15 protein-coding genes and 2 pseudogenes are annotated in these 20430 nt (G+C 57.4%); 3 read left to right on the top strand and 14 right to left on the bottom strand.

Annotated elements, in window-relative coordinates; all coding sequences use genetic code 11:
- Nucleotides 1-18: 18 nt before the first annotated feature.
- The 5 genes from U5A05_RS00300 to phoB all read right to left on the bottom strand — a co-directional run bounded on the left by U5A05_RS00300 (nucleotide 19) and on the right by phoB (nucleotide 7050).
- On the bottom strand, nucleotides 19-1677 hold the full coding sequence (locus U5A05_RS00300; protein WP_321835192.1) for a Na/Pi cotransporter family protein: 1659 nt from the start codon (nucleotides 1675-1677) through the stop codon (nucleotides 19-21).
- A 253-nt stretch (nucleotides 1678-1930) separates the two neighbouring features.
- Nucleotides 1931-3244, bottom strand: a complete 1314-nt coding sequence (locus U5A05_RS00295; RefSeq protein WP_321835190.1) for a CitMHS family transporter — start codon at nucleotides 3242-3244, stop codon at nucleotides 1931-1933.
- A 306-nt stretch (nucleotides 3245-3550) separates the two neighbouring features.
- Nucleotides 3551-4891 (bottom strand): hemolysin family protein, encoded by a 1341-nt coding sequence (locus U5A05_RS00290; protein ID WP_261740379.1) that lies wholly within the window; start codon nucleotides 4889-4891, stop codon nucleotides 3551-3553.
- 99 nt (nucleotides 4892-4990) lie between these two features.
- On the bottom strand, nucleotides 4991-6313 hold the full coding sequence (gene phoR / locus U5A05_RS00285) for a phosphate regulon sensor histidine kinase PhoR (RefSeq protein WP_321835188.1): 1323 nt from the start codon (nucleotides 6311-6313) through the stop codon (nucleotides 4991-4993).
- Between the two features lie 44 nt (nucleotides 6314-6357).
- The gene (gene phoB / locus U5A05_RS00280) at nucleotides 6358-7050 is read right to left on the bottom strand and encodes a phosphate regulon transcriptional regulator PhoB (RefSeq protein WP_016782809.1); all 693 of its coding nucleotides are present in this window, start codon (nucleotides 7048-7050) and stop codon (nucleotides 6358-6360) included.
- Between the two features lie 152 nt (nucleotides 7051-7202).
- Here phoB and U5A05_RS00275 point away from each other — a divergent pair, with 152 nt between their 5' ends.
- Nucleotides 7203-7583 (top strand): COG4315 family predicted lipoprotein, encoded by a 381-nt coding sequence (locus U5A05_RS00275; protein WP_261740377.1) that lies wholly within the window; start codon nucleotides 7203-7205, stop codon nucleotides 7581-7583.
- 173 nt (nucleotides 7584-7756) lie between these two features.
- Here U5A05_RS00275 and U5A05_RS00270 read toward each other — a convergent pair whose 3' ends face one another.
- The 8 genes and pseudogenes from U5A05_RS00270 to U5A05_RS00235 form a co-directional block, all read right to left on the bottom strand.
- On the bottom strand, nucleotides 7757-8647 hold the full coding sequence (locus U5A05_RS00270; protein WP_321834606.1) for an ABC transporter permease subunit: 891 nt from the start codon (nucleotides 8645-8647) through the stop codon (nucleotides 7757-7759).
- Nucleotides 8644-9564 (bottom strand): ABC transporter permease subunit, encoded by a 921-nt coding sequence (locus U5A05_RS00265; protein WP_321835186.1) that lies wholly within the window; start codon nucleotides 9562-9564, stop codon nucleotides 8644-8646. Before U5A05_RS00265 ends, U5A05_RS00270 begins: the two co-directional genes overlap by 4 nt.
- Nucleotides 9561-10702 (bottom strand): annotated as a pseudogene (gene potA, locus U5A05_RS00260) (polyamine ABC transporter ATP-binding protein). Before potA ends, U5A05_RS00265 begins: the two are co-directional and overlap by 4 nt.
- A gap of 69 nt (nucleotides 10703-10771) precedes the next feature.
- Nucleotides 10772-11866, bottom strand: a complete 1095-nt coding sequence (locus U5A05_RS00255) for a polyamine ABC transporter substrate-binding protein (protein ID WP_261740376.1) — start codon at nucleotides 11864-11866, stop codon at nucleotides 10772-10774.
- A gap of 251 nt (nucleotides 11867-12117) precedes the next feature.
- Nucleotides 12118-13215, bottom strand: a complete 1098-nt coding sequence (locus U5A05_RS00250) for a polyamine ABC transporter substrate-binding protein (RefSeq protein WP_321836556.1) — start codon at nucleotides 13213-13215, stop codon at nucleotides 12118-12120.
- 198 nt (nucleotides 13216-13413) lie between these two features.
- On the bottom strand, nucleotides 13414-14778 hold the full coding sequence (locus tag U5A05_RS00245; protein ID WP_261740374.1) for an aspartate aminotransferase family protein: 1365 nt from the start codon (nucleotides 14776-14778) through the stop codon (nucleotides 13414-13416).
- Between the two features lie 61 nt (nucleotides 14779-14839).
- Nucleotides 14840-16198, bottom strand: coding sequence for a glutamine synthetase family protein (locus tag U5A05_RS00240; protein WP_261740373.1), 1359 nt, complete (start codon nucleotides 16196-16198; stop codon nucleotides 14840-14842).
- 36 nt (nucleotides 16199-16234) lie between these two features.
- A complete protein-coding gene (locus tag U5A05_RS00235; RefSeq protein ID WP_261740372.1) occupies nucleotides 16235-17011 on the bottom strand; it encodes a gamma-glutamyl-gamma-aminobutyrate hydrolase family protein in 777 nt (258 codons plus the stop codon).
- A 278-nt stretch (nucleotides 17012-17289) separates the two neighbouring features.
- Here U5A05_RS00235 and U5A05_RS00230 point away from each other — a divergent pair, with 278 nt between their 5' ends.
- Both U5A05_RS00230 and U5A05_RS00225 read left to right on the top strand, forming a co-directional pair.
- Nucleotides 17290-18666, top strand: coding sequence for a glutamine synthetase family protein (locus tag U5A05_RS00230; RefSeq protein WP_261740371.1), 1377 nt, complete (start codon nucleotides 17290-17292; stop codon nucleotides 18664-18666).
- Nucleotides 18667-18766: 100 nt separating this feature from the next.
- Nucleotides 18767-19408: a TetR/AcrR family transcriptional regulator gene (locus tag U5A05_RS00225; RefSeq protein WP_261740370.1), complete on the top strand. Its 642-nt coding sequence runs from the start codon at nucleotides 18767-18769 to the stop codon at nucleotides 19406-19408.
- A 189-nt stretch (nucleotides 19409-19597) separates the two neighbouring features.
- Here the strand turns inward: U5A05_RS00225 and tauD are convergent.
- A pseudogene (tauD, locus tag U5A05_RS00220) lies at nucleotides 19598-20429 on the bottom strand (taurine dioxygenase).
- Nucleotide 20430: the final 1 nt, after the last annotated feature.

Here is a 20430-nt window from a genome sequence, read left to right as displayed (position 1 = left end):
CAGCCCGCCCCACAACGTTCAAGGTGAATGCTGGGTATCAGCTGCGTCACTGAGCTCCAGCGCTCCGGTTTCAGAGGTTTCCAGCACCACATAAGCGCTGCCACAGAACAGCGAATTCAGGCGCTGCATATCAGCGATCAGCTCCAGATGCATTGAACTGGTCTCGATACTTTGAGTGATTTTACGTTGCAGACGACTCACGTGAGCGTGGGCCAAACGCCGCTCTTGCGCGCGAAAGCGGCGCTTTTCGCGCAACAGCTGGCGTGCGCTCTGAGGATCGGAGCTGAGGAAAACCGTCAGCCCAAGGCGCAGGTTTTCGATCAACTGGGTTTGCAGGCCCACAAGCTCCTCCAGCCCCGTTTCTGAAAACGATCGGCGCTGCGAGGTTTTCTGCTGCTGGACTTTACGCAGCATGCGTTCGATCACGTCGCTGGCAAGCTTGAGGTTGATCGCCAATTCGATGATTTCTGCCCAGCGTCGGCTGTCTTGCTCACTCAAGTCTTCCCTGGGCATCTGCGCCAGGTAGAGTTTGACTGCGCTGTACAGCACTTCGACTTCATCGCTCAGGGTGCGCATTTCCTGGGTGACGGCGGTCTGCTTGCCGCGCAGAACATCGAGCATATTGACCAACATGGTGTCGATCAGGTCGCCAATGCGCAGGGTCTCGCGCACTGCGTTGGTCAGTGCCAGGCTCGGTGTGTCGAGCGCTGCCGGGTCCAGATGACGCGGCTTGACCACGCCGTTGGTTTGTTCGCGCTCGGGCAGCAGCCAGGCGCAAATGCGCGCCATCAGACTCACTGTCGGCAACATCAAAAAGCAGCGCACGGTGTTGTAGAGCAGGTGAAAACCAATCACCAACTCTTGCGCGCTGTAGCTGAGGCTGTCCATCCAGGCCACCAGCGGATTGAGCACGGGCATGATCAGCAACAGGCCGATAAGTTTGTACAGCAGGCTACCCAGAGCCACCTGACGTCCGGCGGCGTTTTGCATATTGGTACTGAGAAACGCCAGCACGCCGCTGCCAATATTGGCGCCAATCACCAAGCCGATTGCCACGTGCAGGCTGATCACCCCGGCGCCAGCCAATGTGGCGGTCAGCAGCACGGCCGCCAAGCTTGAGTAGGAAATCATCGCGAACAGGGCGCCGACCAGCGCATCCAGCAGTATGTCGCCGGTCAACGAGGCGAAAATCACCTTTACGCCTTGGGCATGGGTGATCGGTGAGGCAGCTTCGACGATCAGTTGCAGCGCCAGGATAATCAGCCCCAGACCGATCCCGACGCGGCCCAGTTGTCCGGCACGGGTTTGCTTGCGGGTCAGAAAGAAAATCACACCCAGGAAAATCAGCAGCGGGGACAACCACGACAGGTCGAAGGTCAGCACTCGGGCCATCAGGGCCGTACCGACATCGGCACCGAGCATGGTTGCCAGCGCGGGGGTGAGTGCCATCAGCCCCTGGCCGACAAATGATGTGACCAGCATGGCCGTGGCGTTGCTGCTCTGCACCATGGCCGTGACCACGATCCCGGCGACAAAGGCAAACATGCGCCGGGACACGTTTTGCCCGATGACATGACGCAGGTTGGTGCCGTAGACCCGCAGAATGCCGGTTCGGACGATATGCGTGCCCCAGATCAACAGGGTCACGGCTGAAAGCAGATTGAGCAGGGTCAGCATGCTGGCTCCCTGTAATGGATGTGTCTAAGGATCAGATAGCTGCGGGCCGTTCTTACAGATGTTTCTTAAGATGTAGTCGGCATTTGAGCAGAACGCCAGCATCGCATAGCTGGCGGAGGGTTGAAACTCTTCTGGGCAATGATGTACCTGTGGGAGCGGGCTTGCTCGCGATGCAGGCAACGCGGTTTATCTGAATGACCGCGTCGATGCCATCGCGAGCAAGCCCGCTCCCACAGGGGGTATGACAGATGTGTTACAGCGTACTGAACAGCGGGAATGTCCCCAGCAGCAACGCCGCAACCATGATGCACATGCACACCAGAATTGCCCATTTCAGGGTGAAGCGCTGGTGATCACCAAACTCGATACCAGCCAGAGCCACCAGCAAGTAGGTCGATGGCACCAACGGGCTGAGCAAATGCACAGGCTGGCCAACAATCGAGGCGCGGGCCATTTCGGCCGCGGTGATGCCGTAATGGCTGGCGGCTTCTGCCAACACAGGCAGTACACCGTAGTAGAACGCATCGTTGGACATGAAGAAGGTGAACGGCATGCTCACCAGCGCGGTGATTACCGCCAGGTAAGGCCCGAGCACAGGCGGGATCACGGCCAGCAGGCTTTTGGACATGGCGTCGACCATGCCGGTGCCCGACAGGATGCCAGTAAAGATACCTGCCGCAAAAATCAGCCCGACTACCGCCAATACGCTACCCGCATGTGCCGCGACGCGGTCTTTTTGCTGTTGCAGGCAAGGGTAGTTGACGATCATCGCGATGCTGAACGCGACCATAAACAGCACGGGCAGAGGCAGCAAACCGGCGATCAGGGCGACCATCAGCGCCAGGGTTAACGCGCCGTTGAACCAGATCAATTTTGGCCGACGGGCATCCGGGTATTGCGAGACGCTGATTTCGCTGTGGTCGATTTCATCACCATCGCCGTGCAGGTGCAGCTCACCCAGACGCGCACGCTCACGCTTGCCGTAGAACCAGGCGATAGCCAGGATCGCCACACAGCCAGCGAGCATTGCCGGGATCATTGGCACAAAGATATCCGAAGGGTCGACATGCAGCGCACTGGCCGCCCGGGCGGTCGGGCCGCCCCAGGGCGTCATGTTCATCACGCCACCCGCCAGAATGATCAGGCCAGCCATGATCCGCGGGCTCATGCCGATACGGCTGTAGAGCGGCAGCATAGCTGCCACGCAAATCATGTAAGTGGTCGCGCCGTCGCCATCCAGAGAGACCACCAGTGCCAGCACCGCAGTGCCCACCGAGATCTTCAGCGGGTCGCCTTTGACCAACTTGAGGATCTTGCGCACCGCCGGGTCAAACAAGCCCGAATCGATCATCAGAGCAAAGTAGAGAATGGCAAACATCAGCATCACCCCGGTCGGGGCAAGCTTGGTGATGCCTTCAAGCATCATCGGCCCGATTTTCGGCGCAAAACCACCGAACACGGCAAACAGGATGGGTACCAGAATCAGGGCTATCAGGGCGGAAAGGCGCTTGGTCATGATCAGGTACATAAATGTAATGACCATGGCAAAGCCAAGGAAGGTCAGCATGAAAGTCACCCTTATTGTTGTAGTAGGGCTCTGACTGCGTGTTATGCGCATGCCAGGCCAACCGGTCTGTTGCCGGTGATGACCTGATGCTAGAGGGGGAAGCTTTCAACCAGCTTTCGCCGGTAAAAAATCTTACAGGAGGGTTTGTAGCCGCTGAGGAGAGCAGCGCGGCTGCGATCGGCGGCGAAGCCGTCGCAGAACATGAACAAGAGGAGTGCCTGGAACACCGGATAACCTGATGTTACGACGGCTGCGCCGCCGATCGCAGCCTTCGTTCCTCGTCAGCGGCTACAGGTCATACGGTCTTTAATCCAGCTTAAGAACCTTGGCCAATACAATTTTCGGGCCTTTCATCTTTTTGATGATAATGCGCAAACCTTCGACTTCCAGTTGCTCTTCTTCGGCGGGTACCCGCTTGAGGGTGTCGTAGATCAGGCCTGCGACGGTTTCGGCCTCTACGTGGTCCAGATCCACACCCAGCAGGCGCTCGATCTTGAACAGCGGTGTGTCACCGCGTACCAGCAGTTTGCCGGGCTGATAAGACAGGATGCCGCGCTCGGCCTTGCGGTGTTCGTCCTGGATATCGCCAACCAGTACTTCCAGCACGTCTTCCATAGTCAGGTAGCCCACGACCTTGCCGTCAGCTTCTTCGACCAGGGCAAAGTGCGCGCCGCCCTTGCGGAACTGCTCAAGCAATTGCGACAGCGGCATATGCCGCGATACGCGTTCCAGCGGCCGGGTCAGCTCTTCAAGGTTGAACGTCTCTGGCAAGTGATCAAGGTCAGCCAGCTCAAGCAGCAGGTCCTTGATGTGCAGCAGGCCGACGAAAGTATTGGTATCGGCGTCGTACACCGGGTAACGGCTGAACTTGTGGCGACGGAACAGCGCCAGGATTTCCTTGAGCGGTGCCTTGGAATCCAGAGTCACCAGGTCTTCGCGGGAGTTGGCCCAGTCGACCACTTCCAGCTCGCCCATTTCGACCGCCGAAGCCAACACGCGCATGCCCTGGTCGCTCGGGTCCTGACCACGGCTCGAGTGCAGGATCAGTTTGAGTTCTTCGCGGCTGTAGGCGTGATCGTGGTGAGCGCCAGGCTCACCTTGACCGGCAATCCGCAAAATCGCGTTGGCGCTGGCGTTGAGCAGGTAAATAGCCGGGTACATGGCCCAGTAGAACAGGTACAGCGGCACGGCGGTCCACAGCGAAAGGGTCTCTGGCTTGCGGATGGCCCACGACTTGGGAGCCAGCTCGCCAACCACGATGTGCAGGTACGAAATAATAAAGAAGGCGGCAAAGAACGATACGCCCTTGATTACTTCAGGCGACTCGACACCGATTGCACCCAGCAGCGGTTCCAGGATGTGAGCGAACGCCGGTTCACCGACCCAGCCCAGGCCCAGCGATGCCAGGGTAATACCCAATTGGCAAGCCGAGAGGTAAGCGTCGAGCTGATTGTGCACGGTGCGCAGGATCTGCCCGCGCCAGCCGTTGACGTCGGCGATGGCCTCGACCCGGGTGGAGCGCAGTTTGACCATGGCGAATTCGGCCGCAACGAAAAAACCGTTGAGCAAAACCAGGATCAGAGCAAAAAGAATCATGCCGAAGTCGGCGAAGAGTGTCGCGAGGGTCAAGCCAGGGGAAGGGTCCATGATGGAGTTTTACGGGTTCCGTCGTTACAAATAGGGAGGTAAGGCCAAGCAATGTAACGGCTGATGTGGCCCTTGCCTAGTGGGAAAAGGCCACAGGGCCTAGTCAACCTGCGTCTGCAGTCGTGGTTTGGCCACCTGAACCGGGGCGAAATGGCAGGTAAACGTACTGCCATGACCCAACACGCTGCTGATCTCCAGACGTGCGCGATGGCGTAACAGCACATGTTTGACAATGGCCAACCCCAACCCGGTGCCGCCCGTGCTGGCGTTGCGGCTGGAGTCGACGCGGTAGAAGCGTTCAGTGAGGCGCGGCAAGTGTTTTTTGTCGATGCCCACACCCGAATCCTGCACGCTCAGGTGCGCACCCGTGCTGTCTGCCCACCAGCGAATGCGCACACTGCCGCCATCCGGGGTGTATTTGACTGCATTAAAAACCAGGTTGGAAAATGCGCTCCGCAACTCGGCTTCACTGCCTTTGAGCGCGCAATCGGCCTCGACGTCGAGGGTAATGGTCTGATTGCGTTGCCCGGATAAGGCCTGGGCATCGCTTTTGATCGAGCGCAGTAACGTGTCGATGGCCACCGGCTGGTTATCAGACGGGTAGTCCGTGGCTTCGAGCTTGGCCAGCAGCAGCAAATCGTTGAGCAAGGTCTGCATGCGTTCACCCTGTTGCTGCATTTGCGACAGCGGGCGCTTCCAACGCGGGTTCACGTCATCGACGTTATCGAGCAGGGTTTCCAGATAGCCGCAGATCACCGTCAATGGCGTGCGCAGCTCGTGGGATACGTTGGCGATAAAGTCTTTACGCATCTGCTCCAGCTGATGAATCCGCGTCACGTCGCGCACCAGCATCAGGTGTTCGTTGTTACCGTAGCGAGTGATGTAGAGCTGGATGCGCAGGTGATCGTTGACCGGCGAAGGGATATCCAGAGGCTCGCTGTAGTTGTCCTGCTCGAAGTATTCCTTGAAGCGCGGGTGGCGCACCAGATTGGTCACTGGCTGACCGCTGTCCTGAGGCGTCTTCAGGCCCAGCAATGTCTCTGCAGCGCGGTTCCACCATTCCAGGTTGCCGTCGCTATCGAGCATGATGACCGCGTCCTGAAGGGCTGCCGTAGACTCCTGCACCCGATCGATTACCGCTTGCAGGCGCCCGCGTACCCGCTGATCGCGGCGTTGCAGGTGGTAGATGCTGTCAAACACCTCGCCCCACAGGCCATAACCATCGGGCGGTGCTTCGTCGGGTTTGTGCTGGCGCAGCCACTCGTGCAAACGCAACAACTGCTTGAGGGTCCAGCCCAGATAGAACGCCAGGCCTATGGCCAGGCTCCAGCCGTAATAGCCACTGAGCAACCCGACCACCAGGCAGGTGGCGACCAGAAGCAACAAATGACGAATCAGAGTGCCATGCCAGTTTTGATTCACGTCGCGCGGGTCCTTGCTTGCCGTTGGATCAGATAAAGCCGGTATCAGGCCTTGGTCGAAAACCGGTAACCGGTGCCACGCACGGTTTGTACCAGATTTTCGTATGCCTCACCGAGCGCTTTGCGCAGGCGGCGGATGTGCACGTCCACGGTGCGCTCTTCCACGTACACGTTGCCGCCCCAGACCTGGTCGAGCAATTGGCCACGCGTGTAGGCACGCTCCTGGTGGGTCATGAAGAATTGCAGCAGGCGGTATTCAGTAGGGCCCATTTCGGCCGGGGTGCCGTCGATGGTCACACGGTGACTGATCGGATCGAGCAGCAAGCCACCGATCTCGATAGGGGATTCTGCATCGGCCGGGCCTGCGCGGCGTAGTACGGCCTTGAGGCGGGCTACCAGTTCACGTGGGGAAAACGGCTTGGTGATGTAGTCATCAGCGCCGACTTCCAGGCCCTGAATCTTGTTGTCCTCTTCACCTTTGGCCGTCAGCATGATGATCGGAATATCACTGGTCAGCTCTTCGCGCTTGAGGCGTCGGGCCAACTCGATGCCGGACGTGCCGCCGGGCAGCATCCAGTCGAGCAGAATCAGGTCCGGTTTACGGTCCACGATAATGGCGTGAGCGTCCTGAGCATTATCGGCTTCCAGGCAGTCGTAGCCCGCCATTTCCAAGGCCACGGCGATCATCTCACGAATCGGCGCCTCGTCATCAACGATCAAAATGCTCCTGCCAACCATGCCGTAACCCTCGTGTCATTTAACTGTCTTGTGGCGCATTAGATAACGGAATTATTGCAGTCGTGTGACAGCTTTGGGTATCGGACGCGTTCTGTAGGTTAGTGAACTACGCTTTGAGTTCAAATCGTACAACCACATAAAGGACGATTCCGATGACCTCTAGTTCGCTTTCCCTAAAGACATTGCTGCTAGCCGCAGCATTCACCTTGCCAGGGCTGGCGTTTGCAGCTGATCCGGCGATGACCAAAGATGGCATGCTCGTCGACCACAAAGGCATGACGCTCTACACCTTCGCCAAGGATGCGGGTGGCAAATCCATGTGCAACGACAAGTGCGCGACCAACTGGCCGCCGCTGATGGTCGAAGGTAATCATAACGACATGGGCAAGTGGACCATGGTCAAGCGTGATGACGGCACCATGCAGTGGGCCTACGACGGCAAGCCGCTGTACACCTTTGTCATGGACAAGGCTGCTGGCGACATGACCGGCGACGGTAAAATGGACGGCGCCTGGAAAGTCGCCAAGCCTTAGATGATTGTGTAGCCGCTGCCGCAGGCTGCGATAAGGACCGCAGGTCCTTCTGAGGGACTGCTGCGCACTCCATCGCAGCCTGTGGCAGCGGCTACAAAAAATTGCTGTGTTTCCTGCCCCATAAAAAACCTCGCCGCCCTTTCACAGGAGGCGAGGTTTTTTATGAACTGCGCTTAAACCGCGTTTGTAGGCTGCGGCCGACGCACGTCAGGCTGCTTCCAGGACTCAGCCGTCGACTCGTCGATGGCTTGCTGAATGGCTTTTTTACGGTGCTCTTCAGCTCGGCGGCTGAAGAACCACACCATAAAGGTCATCAACGACACCGCCAGTAGAATCAGGCTGGCCACGGCGTTGATCTCGGGTTTAACCCCCAGACGCACCGCCGAAAACACTTCCATCGGCAGGGTCGTGGACCCCGGTCCCGACACGAAGCTGGCCAATACCAGGTCGTCCAGCGACAGGGCGAACGACATCATGCCGCCCGCAGCCAGTGACGGCGCGATCATTGGGATGGTGATCAAAAAGAACACTTTCCACGGTTTGGCACCCAGGTCCATGGCTGCTTCTTCGATCGACAGATCAAGTTCACGCAGTCGCGACGACACCACCACGGCCACATAGGCCGAGCAGAACGTGGTGTGGGCGATCCAGATGGTGACGATACCGCGTTCTTGCGGCCAGCCAATCATCTGCGCCATGGCCACGAACAACAGCAACAGCGACAGACCGGTGATCACTTCCGGCATTACCAACGGCGCCGTCACCAAGCCGCCAAACAGGGTGCGACCCTTGAAGTGGCTGATGCGGGTCAGTACAAACGCCGCCAGAGTACCCAGCGCCACCGCTGCAATCGCCGTGTAGCAGGCAATCTCCAGCGAACGCATGACCGAGCCCATCAGTTGCGTGTTATCCAGCAAGCCCACGTACCACTTCAGGGACCAGCCGCCCCACACCGTTACCAGCTTGGAGGCGTTGAACGAGTAGATCACCAGAATCAACATCGGCAGGTAGATGAAGAGCAGCCCTGCAACCAGCATAAAGCTCGAAAAACGGAAGCGATTCATATCTTGCCCTCCAGCTCTTTAGCCTGGCTGCGGTTGAACAGAATGATGGGCACGATCAGGATCGCCAGCATCACCACGGCAAGCGCGGAGGCTACCGGCCAGTCACGGTTGTTGAAGAATTCTTGCCACAACACTTTACCGATCATCAGGGTTTCCGGCCCGCCCAGCAGTTCCGGGATCACGAACTCGCCCACCACCGGGATAAACACCAGCATGCAGCCAGCGATAATGCCGTTTTTGGACAGCGGAACGGTGATTTTCCAGAAGCTGTTGAAAGTGCTCGAACCCAGGTCAGACGCGGCTTCCAGCAGGCTGGTGTCGTGTTTTACGAGGTTGGCATACAACGGCAGGATCATAAACGGCAGGTACGAATACACGACGCCGATATACACCGCGATATTGGTGTTGAGAATCTGCAGCGGCTCGCTGATCCAGCCCATCGACATCAGGAAACCATTGAGCAGACCGTTGTTGCTGAGGATGCCCATCCAGGCATACACGCGGATCAGGATCGCGGTCCAGGTCGGCATCATGATCAGCAGCACCAGCACGGTCTGCATCTCTTTGCGCGCATTGGCGATGGCATAGGCCATCGGATAACCGATCAGCAGGCACAACGCCGTGCTGAAAAAGGCCATCTTCAACGACCCCAGGTAGGCGGCGATGTACAGCTCGTCGTCGCCCAGCATGGCGTAGTTGCCCAGGTTCAGCAGCAGTTGGACCTTCTGGTCGACGTAGCTGTAGATCTCGGTGTACGGCGGAATGGCGACGTCAGCTTCGGCAAAACTGATCTTCAGTACGATAAAGAACGGCAGCATGAAGAACAAAAACAGCCACAGGAATGGAATCCCGATGACCATATGGCGGCCACCGGGGGTTATTCGTTGCAGTCGGCGTTTGAGTTTTCGCATGTTCATGAGCGCAGTACCACGCCGCTGTCGTCTTCCCACCAGACGTAGACTTCGTCGTCCCAGGTCGGGCGGGCGCCACGGCGTTCGGCGTTGGCTACAAACGACTGGACGATCTTGCCGCTCGGCAGCTCGACGTAGAACACCGAGTGCCCGCCAAGGTAGGCGATGTCATGCACCTTGCCACGCGACCAGTTGTATTCGCAGGCCGGTTTCTCGGTGGTGACGAGCATTTTTTCCGGGCGAATGGCGTAAGTGGTGTGTTTGTCTTCCACCGAGGTACTGACACCGTGACCGACGTAAATGTCGTTCTCCAGCTCCGGGCACTTGATGCGCGCATAGCCTTCAGCGTCGTCGACCACTTCACCGTCGAACAGGTTGACGTTACCGATGAACTCGCAGACCAGGCGGCTGACCGGGGTCTCGTAAATATCGATCGGGCTGCCGATCTGGGCGATCCAGCCCTGGTGCATGATGGCAATGCGCTGGGCCATGGTCATGGCCTCTTCCTGGTCGTGGGTCACCATGACGCAGGTCACGCCGACGCGCTCGATGATCTCTACCAGCTCGAGCTGCATCTGCGAACGCAGTTTTTTGTCCAGTGCGCCCATCGGCTCGTCGAGCAGCAGCAGTTTCGGACGCTTGGCCAACGAACGGGCCAAGGCCACACGCTGACGCTGACCGCCAGACAACTGATGCGGTTTGCGCTTGGCGTACTGGTTCATGTGTACCAGCTTGAGCATTTCGCCGACGCGGGCATCGATCTCGGCGTTGGACATTTTGTCCTGCTTGAGGCCGAAGGCGATGTTTTGCGCCACGGTCATATGCGGGAACAATGCATAGGACTGGAACATCATGTTGATCGGGCGCTCATAGGGCGGCATATCAGTGATGTCGACACCGTCGAGGAAAATACGACCCTCTGTTGGGCGCTCGAAGCCTGCCAGCATGCGCAGCAAGGTAGATTTGCCCGATCCCGATCCGCCGAGCATGGCGAAAATTTCGCCCTTGTTGATTTCCAGGGACACGTCGTCCACGGCAATCGTCTCGTCGAATTTTTCGTGACCCGGTCGATTTTGACCAGCACCTGCTTAGGTGTCTGGTCGCCCTCGAGGGCTTTCTTATAGGCGCCGGAGGCAACAGCCATTACGAAACTCCCAACAAATTTAGCAGCCCGACCTAGATGATCGAGCCTTGGATAGGTGGTCTTGCGAGATTACTTGCCCGTCTTGACCTTGGTCCACGTACGCGTCATCAGACGCTGTACTTTCGGCGGTAACTCGGTTGAAACGTACGTTTTGTCCAGCACCGCCTGGGTTGGGTAAACCGCTTCGTCGGTACGAATGGACTCATCCATCACCTTGTCAGCCGCAGGATTGGGGTTGGCATAACCAACATAGTCGCTGACTTGAGCGATCACTTCAGGCTTGAGCAGGTAATTGATGAACGCGTGAGCCTCCTTGACGTTGCTGGAATCCTTGGGGATGGCCAGCATGTCAAACCACAGCGCGCCGCCTTCCTTGGGCACGATATACGCGATATTCACGCCTTTCTTGGCATCTGCGGCCCGAGCCTTGGCCTGGAATACATCACCGGAGAAGCCAATCGCCACACAGATGTTGCCGTTGGCCAGGTCGGAAATGTATTTGGAAGAGTGGAAGTAGGTGACGTATGGACGCACCGACATCAGTGTTGCTTCTGCTTTTTTGTAGTCCTTGGGGTTGGTGCTGTTGGCATCCAGGCCCAGGTAGTTGAGTACGGTAGGCAGCATTTCATCAGCCGAATCCAGGAAGGCTACGCCGCACTTGGTCAGCTTCTTCATGTTCTCGGGTTTGAACACCACATCCCAGGAGTCAATGCTGTCGACCCCCAGTACTTCTTTGACTTTATCGACGTTGTAACCAATCCCGTTGGTGCCCCACAGGTACGGCACGGCATATTGGTTACCCGGGTCGTTGGCCTGAAGGCGCTTGAGCAGGGCCGGGTCGAGGTTGGAATAGTTCGGCAACTGCGACATGTCGAGCTTCTGGAACGCGCCCGCCTTGATCTGCTTGCCCAGGAAATGGTTAGACGGAACGACCACGTCATAACCGGTACGCCCGGCCAGCAATTTGCCTTCAAGGGTTTCGTTGGAGTCGAACACGTCATACACCGGTTTGATACCGGTAGCGGCTTCGAAATCACTCAGCGTGTTCGGTGCGATGTAGTCCGACCAGTTATAAATGTGCACTGTAGGTGCCGCTTGTACGCTGACGGCAAGCGTCAAACCGGCTCCGACCAGCAAGGTCTTGCGAAACAAAGATATAGACACGTGATGGTCCTCAATATAGTTGGGCCTGAGTTGCCCGCGTCACACGGCAGCCGAGCCGCCAAAGACAAAACCGGCGCGCAACTTACCCTCGATAAACCGACACAGCAAAGTTTTCCGCTATTTATTAAGCACTTACCTGATTTTTTAGCCGCTGCCGAAGGCTGCGATAAGGCCAGAAGGGCCTTCAAGTGACCGAAAACAGCGTGAGCCCTTCGGGCTCAATCGCAGCCTGCGGCAGCGGCTACAGGTAGTTACTTGCCTGACTTGATTTTGGTCCAGCTGCGCGTCAACAAACGCAAGGTTGTTGGCGGCAAATCGCTGATTGCGTACAGCTTGGCCTTCACGTCATCGGACGGGTAAATGCTCGGGTCGCCAGAGATGTCTTTATTCACTAGCGGCGTTGCAGCCTTGTTACCGTTCGGGAAACGCACGCTATTAGTGATCTCGGCCATGATCTCAGGCTGCATCAGGAAGTTCATCCAGGCATAAGCGGCGTCAACGTTCTCGGCATCCTTGGGAATGGCGACCATGTCGTAGAAGCTGCCAGCACCTTCTTTAGGGATCACATACTTGAGCTTGACCTTGTCACCGGCTTCTTTGGCGCGGGAAATGGACTGTTCAAGGTCACCCGAGTAACCCACGGCTACGCAGATGTTGCCGTTGGCAAGGTCGGAGATGTACTTGGACGAGTGGAAGTAGCCAACCGAAGGACGAATTTTCAGGAACAGCGCTTCGGCTTCAGCCAATTGTTTCTTGTCTTGCGAATCGGTCGGGTAGCCCAGGTAATGCAGGGCGGCCGGGAGCATTTCGGTCGGCGAGTCGAGGAAGCTTATGCCGCAGCTTTTGAGCTTGGCAGCGTTCTCCGGCTTGAACAGCACGTCCCAGGAATCGATGGTGTCGACACCTAGAGCGGCCTTGACCTTCTCAGGGTTGTACCCAATACCGATGGTGCCCCACATGTACGGGAACGCATGTTTGTTGTCTTTGTCGCTGGCATCGCCAACGGCCTTGAGCAACGCAGGATCGAGGTTTTTCCAGTTAGGCAGCTTGGAGCGGTCCAGTTCCTGGTAAACCCCGGCCTTGATCTGCTTGGCCAGGAAATTGTTGGATGGCACGACAATGTCGTAGCCGGACTTGCCCGCCAGCAGCTTGGCCTCAAGGGTCTCGTTGCTGTCGAACACGTCGTAGACCACCTTGATACCGGTCTGGTCTTCGAATTTTTTAACGGTGTCGGGTGCGATGTAATCGGACCAATTGTAGATGTGCAGTACTTTGTCTGCCGCTTGAGCTGCCCCGGCCATCACACCCATCAAGGAGAGGGCGAGAAGTGTCTTGCCAACTTTTTTCAAACCTGATGCCTTCATCTGTAATGCTCCAATTGTTCTTTTAAACCACCGATTCAGCGACCTGATCTCAAGGTGACTAAAGCCGGCGGCAAGTCTGGCAAGATCTGGGGCAGGCTTTCAAGGGAAAGCCTTGATTCTTAAGGCCCAGAGCGCAATTACCTGCTTTAGGATCGCAGTTGTCTTGCGCCCGAAGCCTAGCAGTTAACCTTGCAGTGCTTCCAAGGTCAGATCCAGGCACTTGCGCGCCTTTGTCACCAGCTCGTCGATCTCGTCTTTACTGATCACCAGCGGCGGCGAAATAATCATGGTGTCGCCTACGGCGCGCATGATCAGACCGTTAGCGAAACAGAACTGTCGGCAGATCATGCCAGCACCACGGCCTTCGTAACGTTTGCGCGTGGCTTTGTCCTGCACCAATTCAATGGCACCCAGCATGCCAACACCGCGCACTTCGCCCACCAGCGGATGGTCGTTCAGTTCACGTAAACGCTTTTGCAAATACGGTGCCGTTTCGGCGTGAACCGTCTCGATAATTTTTTCTTCGCGCAGGATGCGGATGTTTTCCAGTGCCACTGCTGCCGCTACCGGGTGACCCGAGTAGGTGAAACCGTGGTTGAAATCGCCACCTTCGTTCAGTACCGCAACCACTTCATCGCGCACGATCAGGCCACCCATCGGGATATAACCCGAGGTCAGGCCCTTGGCGATGGTCATCATGTCCGGTTTGAGGTCGTAGAAATCGCTACCGAACCACTCACCGGTACGACCAAAGCCACAAATCACTTCATCTGCAACAAACAGGATGTCGTACTTGGCCAGAATTTCCTTGATGCGCGGCCAGTAGGTGGCAGGAGGAACGATCACGCCGCCTGCGCCCTGGATCGGCTCGGCAATAAAGGCCCCGACATTGTCGACGCCCAGTTCGAGGATTTTTTCTTCCAGCTGATTGGCGGCCCAGATGCCGAACTCTTCCGGGGACATGTCGCCACCCTCGCCGAACCAGTACGGCTGCGGGATGTGGGTGATGCCAGGGATCGGCAAGTCGCCCTGTTCGTGCATGTAGGTCATGCCGCCCAGGCTCGCGCCCGCCACGGTGGAGCCGTGGTAGCCGTTTTTGCGGCTGATGATGGTTTTCTTGTTGGGCTGGCCCTTGATCGCCCAGTAATGGCGAACCATGCGCAACATGGTGTCGTTGCCTTCAGAGCCTGAGCCGGTGAAGAACACGTGGTTCATGCCTTCAGGCGCGATCTCGGCGATGGCTTTGGACAGTTCAAGTACCGGCGGGTGAGCGGTCATGAAAAACAGGTTGTAGTACGGCAGTTCGCGCATTTGCTTGCTAGCGGCATCGGCCAGTTCGTCACGGCCATAGCCGATGGCAACACACCACAGGCCGGCCATGCCGTCGAGAATCTTGTGGCCTTCGCTGTCCCACAGGTACACGCCTTTGGCATGAGTGATGATGCGTGGGCCGACTTCTTTCAACTGTTTGAAGTCGCTGAACGGGGCCAGATGGTGGTCGTTACTCAGTTGTTGCCATTGGAGGGTTTGCGGGTTTTTGTTGGTCATACAGCTCTCCTTTAGTCAGTAGAGGAGGGACCGCGCCTCCCAGGCGCGCCCCTCCAGCGTGTCAGACGGCGAACAGCAGGAATTCCCGCTCCCACGAACTGATGACGCGCTTGAAGTTTTCATGTTCGGCACGTTTGACTGCCACGTAACCGGTGATGAACTTGGTGCCCAGGTACTTCTCGACAGTCTTGCTGCCTTCCATGCGTGCCAGTGCCTCTTCAAGGGTCAACGGCAGGCGCAAGTTGCGACGTTCATAACCACGACCGACCACAGGCGCGCTCGGGTTGATGCCTTCGACCATGCCGATATAACCGCACAGCAAGCTGGCAGCAATCGCCAGATACGGGTTGGCATCGGCGCCCGGCAAGCGGTTTTCGACACGGCGGTTTTGCGGGCCGGCATCCGGCACGCGCAGGCCCACGGTGCGGTTCTCTTCGCCCCACTCCACGTTTACTGGTGCCGAGGTATCAGGCAAGAAACGGCGGAACGAGTTCACGTTCGGGGCAAACAGCGGCAGCAGCTCTGGAATGAACTTTTGCAGCCCACCGATATGGTTGAGGAACAGCTGGCTCATGGTCCCGTCTTCATTGGAGAAGACGTTTTTGCCGGTGTTGATATCAATGATGCTCTGGTGCAGGTGCATGGCGCTGCCAGGCTCACCGGTCATCGGTTTGGCCATGAAGGTCGCGGCCACGTTGTGCTTGAGCGCAGCCTCGCGCATGGTGCGCTTGAACACCAGAATCTGGTCGGCCAGCGACAGTGCGTCGCCGTGACGGAAGTTGATCTCCATCTGCGCCGTGCCGTCTTCGTGGATCAGCGTGTCCAGATCCAGCTCTTGCAGTTCGCACCAGTCATAAACGTCTTCGAACAGCGGATCGAATTCGTTGGCCGCTTCAATAGAGAAGGACTGACGACCGGTTTCCGGGCGACCGGAGCGACCCACCGGAGGCTGCAACGGGTAGTCCGGGTCGTCGCTGCGCTTGGTCAGGTAGAACTCCATTTCTGGCGCCACGATCGGCTGCCAGCCGTGATCGGCGTAGAGTTTGAGAACCTTTTTAAGCACGTTGCGCGGCGACAACTCAATCGGGTTGCCCTGCTTGTCGTAGGTGTCGTGAATCACCTGAGCGGTTGGCTCGATGGCCCACGGCACCACAAATACTGCGTTCTGGTCGGGACGGCAGATCATGTCGATATCGGCCGGGTCCAGAAGCTCGTAATAGATGTCGTCTTCGACATAGTCGCCCGTAACGGTTTGCAGCAATACGCTCTCGGGCAGGCGCATGCCTTTTTCGGCAATGAACTTGTTGGTCGGCGAAATCTTCCCGCGAGTAATCCCGGTGAGGTCGGCGATCATGCATTCGACTTCTGTGATCTTGTGGTCTTTCAACCAATCGGTGAGCTGGTCGAGGTTGTTACTCATAAATGCCTCTGGGCTGAGTGTCCTGACTTGAATAAGTCAGGCGTTTACTGACGCATCCGCGTCGCGTTGTGTAGCGCGCCTTCTACAGGCATTTCCAAACGCCTGAAAGATGGCGAGATAAATCGGGTTAGAGCTTACCTGCCATTCGGGGTGCCACTGAACCGCCAAAGCAAAAGCCTTGCCGTCTTTTACCGAAACGGCTTCGACCAGGCCGTCCGGCGCCAGGGCTTCAACCCGTAGGCCTGGCGCTACGCGCTCAATACCCTGGGTATGAATCGAGTTGACCTCGAACTCAGCCGGCAATCCTAGACCAGCCAGGATGCCGCCCGGCTGAACGTGCATGGCGTGGCTCGCAGCGTATTGCACTTCAACAGGGGCGCTGGGGTCTTCGCGGTGCTCGATAAAGCCTTCGACTTCGTGCAATTTCTGGTGAAGTGAGCCACCCAGAGCTACATTTAATTCCTGAAAGCCGCGACAAATCCCGAGCACCGGAATGCCAGCTGCAATAGCAGCACGAATCAAGGGAAGGGTAGTGCGATCACGGTCAGGATCATGCAGCGTGCCAGGCGCGCTGGCAGGGCCGTGATACAAATGGGGTTCTATATTGGAAGGAGACCCGGTAAAGAGCAGGCCGTCCAGACCGTCAAGAATATCGGTCGGATCAATCAATTCCGCCAGTGACGGTATGATCAGAGGCAAGCCTTTGGCAGCCACTGCAACTGCTCGCACGTACTTATCGCCAGTGATGTGATAAGGATGCAAACCGATCTGCTTGGTGCAGGCGGTGACGCCGATTAACGGCAGGCGTGACATGTAACACCCCGGTATTATTGCTGTTATGGGTTTGAATCGAGCTTAGCCTTGTTCATTTTTTTACACAACACCCCCGTAAAAAATACAACACGGCCCGCTCAAGCCTGCGGGCGCCAAGCGTTCAAAAAGGTCAAAGACGCCCCAAAAAGCGTCAAAAATGGCCTTTAGGCGCTTTTTAAGGGCATAAAACAGGCAGCTTGACTTCGGTATGCCGTTCGGGTTGACTGAAACCCGTAGCGCTCAATGATTGATATTTTTAACAACAAAGGTGTTGCATCATGTCGGTACCCCCGCGTGCCGTTCAGCTTAACGAAGCGAACGCGTTCCTTAAGGATCATCCTGAGGTTCTGTACGTAGACCTTCTAATTGCGGATATGAATGGTGTGGTGCGCGGCAAGCGCATCGAACGCACCAGCCTCCACAAGGTTTACGAGAAAGGCATCAACCTGCCTGCCTCTCTGTTTGCACTTGATATCAATGGCTCAACGGTGGAAAGCACCGGCCTGGGTCTGGATATCGGTGACGCAGACAGAATCTGTTATCCCATCCCGGACACCCTGTGCAATGAACCTTGGCAAAAGCGCCCAACCGCGCAACTGCTGATGACTATGCACGAACTAGAAGGTGAACCTTTCTTCGCCGACCCTCGCGAAGTGCTGCGTCAAGTTGTTACCAAATTTGACGAGATGGGCCTGACCATCTGCGCCGCTTTCGAGCTGGAGTTCTACCTGATTGACCAGGAGAACGTTAACGGTCGCCCGCAACCTCCACGCTCGCCGATCTCCGGCAAACGTCCACATTCGACTCAGGTTTACCTGATCGACGACCTCGATGAATACGTCGACTGCCTCCAGGACATTCTGGAAGGTGCCAAAGAACAAGGCATCCCGGCTGACGCCATCGTTAAAGAAAGTGCCCCGGCGCAGTTCGAAGTGAACCTGCACCACGTTGCCGACCCGATCAAGGCCTGCGACTACGCGGTACTGCTCAAGCGACTGATCAAAAACATCGCCTATGACCATGAGATGGACACCACGTTCATGGCCAAGCCTTACCCGGGCCAGGCGGGCAACGGACTACACGTTCATATTTCGATTCTGGACAAAGAAGGCAAAAATATTTTTGCCAGCGAGGATCCCGAGCAGAACGCCGCATTGCGTCACGCGATCGGCGGTGTGCTCGAGACCCTACCGGCGCAGATGGCGTTCCTTTGCCCTAACGTCAACTCGTACCGTCGTTTCGGCGCACAGTTCTACGTGCCGAACTCGCCGTGCTGGGGCCTGGACAACCGTACCGTGGCGATTCGCGTACCTACCGGGTCGTCCGACTCGGTACGTATCGAACACCGGGTTGCCGGTGCCGATGCCAACCCATACCTGTTGATGGCCTCGGTACTGGCCGGTATTCACCACGGTCTGACCAACAAGATCGAACCGGGTGCGCCAGTCGAAGGCAACAGCTACGAGCAGAACGAGCAAAGCCTGCCAAACAACCTGCGTGATGCATTGCGCGAGTTGGATGACAGCGAAGTAATGGCCAAATATATCGACCCGAAATACATCGATATCTTTGTCGCCTGTAAAGAGAGCGAGCTGGAAGAGTTTGAACACTCCATCTCCGACCTCGAATACAACTGGTATCTGCATACCGTGTAAGCGTTTGCAGTCCACAAGGAACGCAGCAGGCCTCACGGCCTGCGGCGTTTTTTATGGGCCCAAGGCTCGTACAATGCGCACTGCCCCGCAGGAGACACCCATGACGCGCCTTGCCACACCTCGAAAGTCACGCGCTCGCAGCCAGGTCCGGATCGATTCGATACTCAATGCTGCCCGCACACTGCTGGCAGAAGAAGGGGTGTCCAGCCTGTCGATTTACAGCGTGGCCGAACGCGCTGAAATCCCGCCGTCGTCGGTCTATCACTTTTTCGCCGGTGTGCCCGCGCTCCTCGAAGCCTTGACCGCAGATGTGCATGCGGCGTTCCGCGCCTGCCTGCAAGAGCCGATTGAGCATGAAGCGTTGAGGGACTGGCGAGACCTGTCGCGCCTCGTTGAGCTGCGCATGCTGACGATTTACAGCGAAGATGCCGCTGCCCGGCAACTGATCCTGGCCCAGCATGGTCTCACCGAAGTAACCCAGGCAGACCGTCAGCACGACCTGGAGCTGGGCCAGTTGATGCATGGTTTATTTATGCGCCATTTTGAGTTGCCGGCACTGCCACAGGACGTGGACGTATTTGCCTTGGCGATGGAGCTGGGCGACCGCGTATATGCGCGCTCCATCCAACTGCACGACAGCATCACCCCGCGCATGGCCGAAGAAGGCATACGTGTAGTGGATGCTTACCTGGGGTTGTACTTGCCGCCGTTTTTGCCCAAGCGTGAAAGCTGCAGCCGCTAGACGTTGCGTAGCAGCTGACGAGCGGAGCGAGGCTGCGTCCGGCTGCGCAGCAGCCGCGAAAACATACACCTGCGGTGAGCCAGTTAAAACCGGGTCTCAGATTTTACGGCCGCTTCGCAGCCGGACGCAGCCTCGCTCCGCTCGTCAGCTGGTACGAGGATCCCTGATGAACACCTCATGCGGTGTTCATCAGAACGGCGCATCACCCAAAATCGTCGCACGGTGCATCACGCGGCGGTTCGGGCGGTAATCGTCCACGGCGTAATGCTGGGTAGAACGGTTGTCCCAAAACGCCACGTCATTTTCCTCCCAGCGCCAGCGAATGGTGTACTCGGGGCGCGTCGCATGGGCAAACAACAACTTGAGGATCGCTTCGCTTTCAGCTTCTGAAAGCTCATTGATTTTGGTGGTAAAGCCTTCATTGACGAACAACGATTTGCGACCGCTCACCGGGTGGGTGCGAACCACCGGGTGCGACAACGGCGGGTTGTTTTTGCGGGTCTGCTCCCAGCGCGCAAGGTCTTCAGGGTCGAACCGAAACGCTCCAGCGGGAACGACTTGGTGAAGTCGTGGGTTGCAGTCAGCCCTTCCAGCAAAACTTGCAGTGGCCTGGACAACCCTTCAAAAGCGGCGATCCCGCCCGCCCACAAGGTGTCGCCACCAAAAGCCGGCAACTGCTTGGCACTCAGCACCGCCCCCATCGCCGGCGTCGGCAAAAAGGTCACGTCGGTATGCCACACCGCGTTGTCGCGCACGTCGGTCACGGCCGTATCCAGCACCAGCACTTCTGGCTGCTCCGGTACGTTGGGATAAATTGGATGAATATGCAGATCACCGAAGTTGGCAGCAAAACGTGCCTGCTGCTGCGGCGTGATCGACTGATGCTTGAAGAACACCACATGATGCGCCAGCAACGCCTGCTCGATGGCATCACGGTGTTCCGGACTCAGGGTTGAGTCAGGTCGACGCCAGCAATCTGGGCGCCAAGGGCAGAGCTAATCGGGGTAATGGTCAGGCTCATA

The sequence above is a fragment of the Pseudomonas kulmbachensis genome, from assembly GCF_963681935.1.
Lineage (GTDB): Bacteria > Pseudomonadota > Gammaproteobacteria > Pseudomonadales > Pseudomonadaceae > Aquipseudomonas > Aquipseudomonas kulmbachensis.
This window is presented reverse-complemented; position numbering and strand designations above follow the sequence as displayed.

Bases quoted from the DNA above. Each gene is read 5' to 3' on its own strand.
- U5A05_RS00300 (WP_321835192.1), bottom strand. From the start codon at position 1,677: ATGCTGACCCTGCTCAATCTGCTTTCAGCCGTGACCCTGTTGATCTGG.
- U5A05_RS00295 (WP_321835190.1), bottom strand. From the start codon at position 3,244: ATGCTGACCTTCCTTGGCTTTGCCATGGTCATTACATTTATGTACCTG.
- U5A05_RS00290 (WP_261740379.1), bottom strand. From the start codon at position 4,891: ATGGACCCTTCCCCTGGCTTGACCCTCGCGACACTCTTCGCCGACTTC.
- phoB (WP_016782809.1), bottom strand. From the start codon at position 7,050: ATGGTTGGCAGGAGCATTTTGATCGTTGATGACGAGGCGCCGATTCGT.
- U5A05_RS00275 (WP_261740377.1), top strand. From the start codon at position 7,203: ATGACCTCTAGTTCGCTTTCCCTAAAGACATTGCTGCTAGCCGCAGCA.
- U5A05_RS00270 (WP_321834606.1), bottom strand. From the start codon at position 8,647: ATGAATCGCTTCCGTTTTTCGAGCTTTATGCTGGTTGCAGGGCTGCTC.
- U5A05_RS00265 (WP_321835186.1), bottom strand. From the start codon at position 9,564: ATGAACATGCGAAAACTCAAACGCCGACTGCAACGAATAACCCCCGGT.
- U5A05_RS00245 (WP_261740374.1), bottom strand. From the start codon at position 14,778: ATGACCAACAAAAACCCGCAAACCCTCCAATGGCAACAACTGAGTAAC.
- U5A05_RS00240 (WP_261740373.1), bottom strand. From the start codon at position 16,198: ATGAGTAACAACCTCGACCAGCTCACCGATTGGTTGAAAGACCACAAG.
- U5A05_RS00235 (WP_261740372.1), bottom strand. From the start codon at position 17,011: ATGTCACGCCTGCCGTTAATCGGCGTCACCGCCTGCACCAAGCAGATC.
- U5A05_RS00230 (WP_261740371.1), top strand. From the start codon at position 17,290: ATGTCGGTACCCCCGCGTGCCGTTCAGCTTAACGAAGCGAACGCGTTC.
- U5A05_RS00225 (WP_261740370.1), top strand. From the start codon at position 18,767: ATGACGCGCCTTGCCACACCTCGAAAGTCACGCGCTCGCAGCCAGGTC.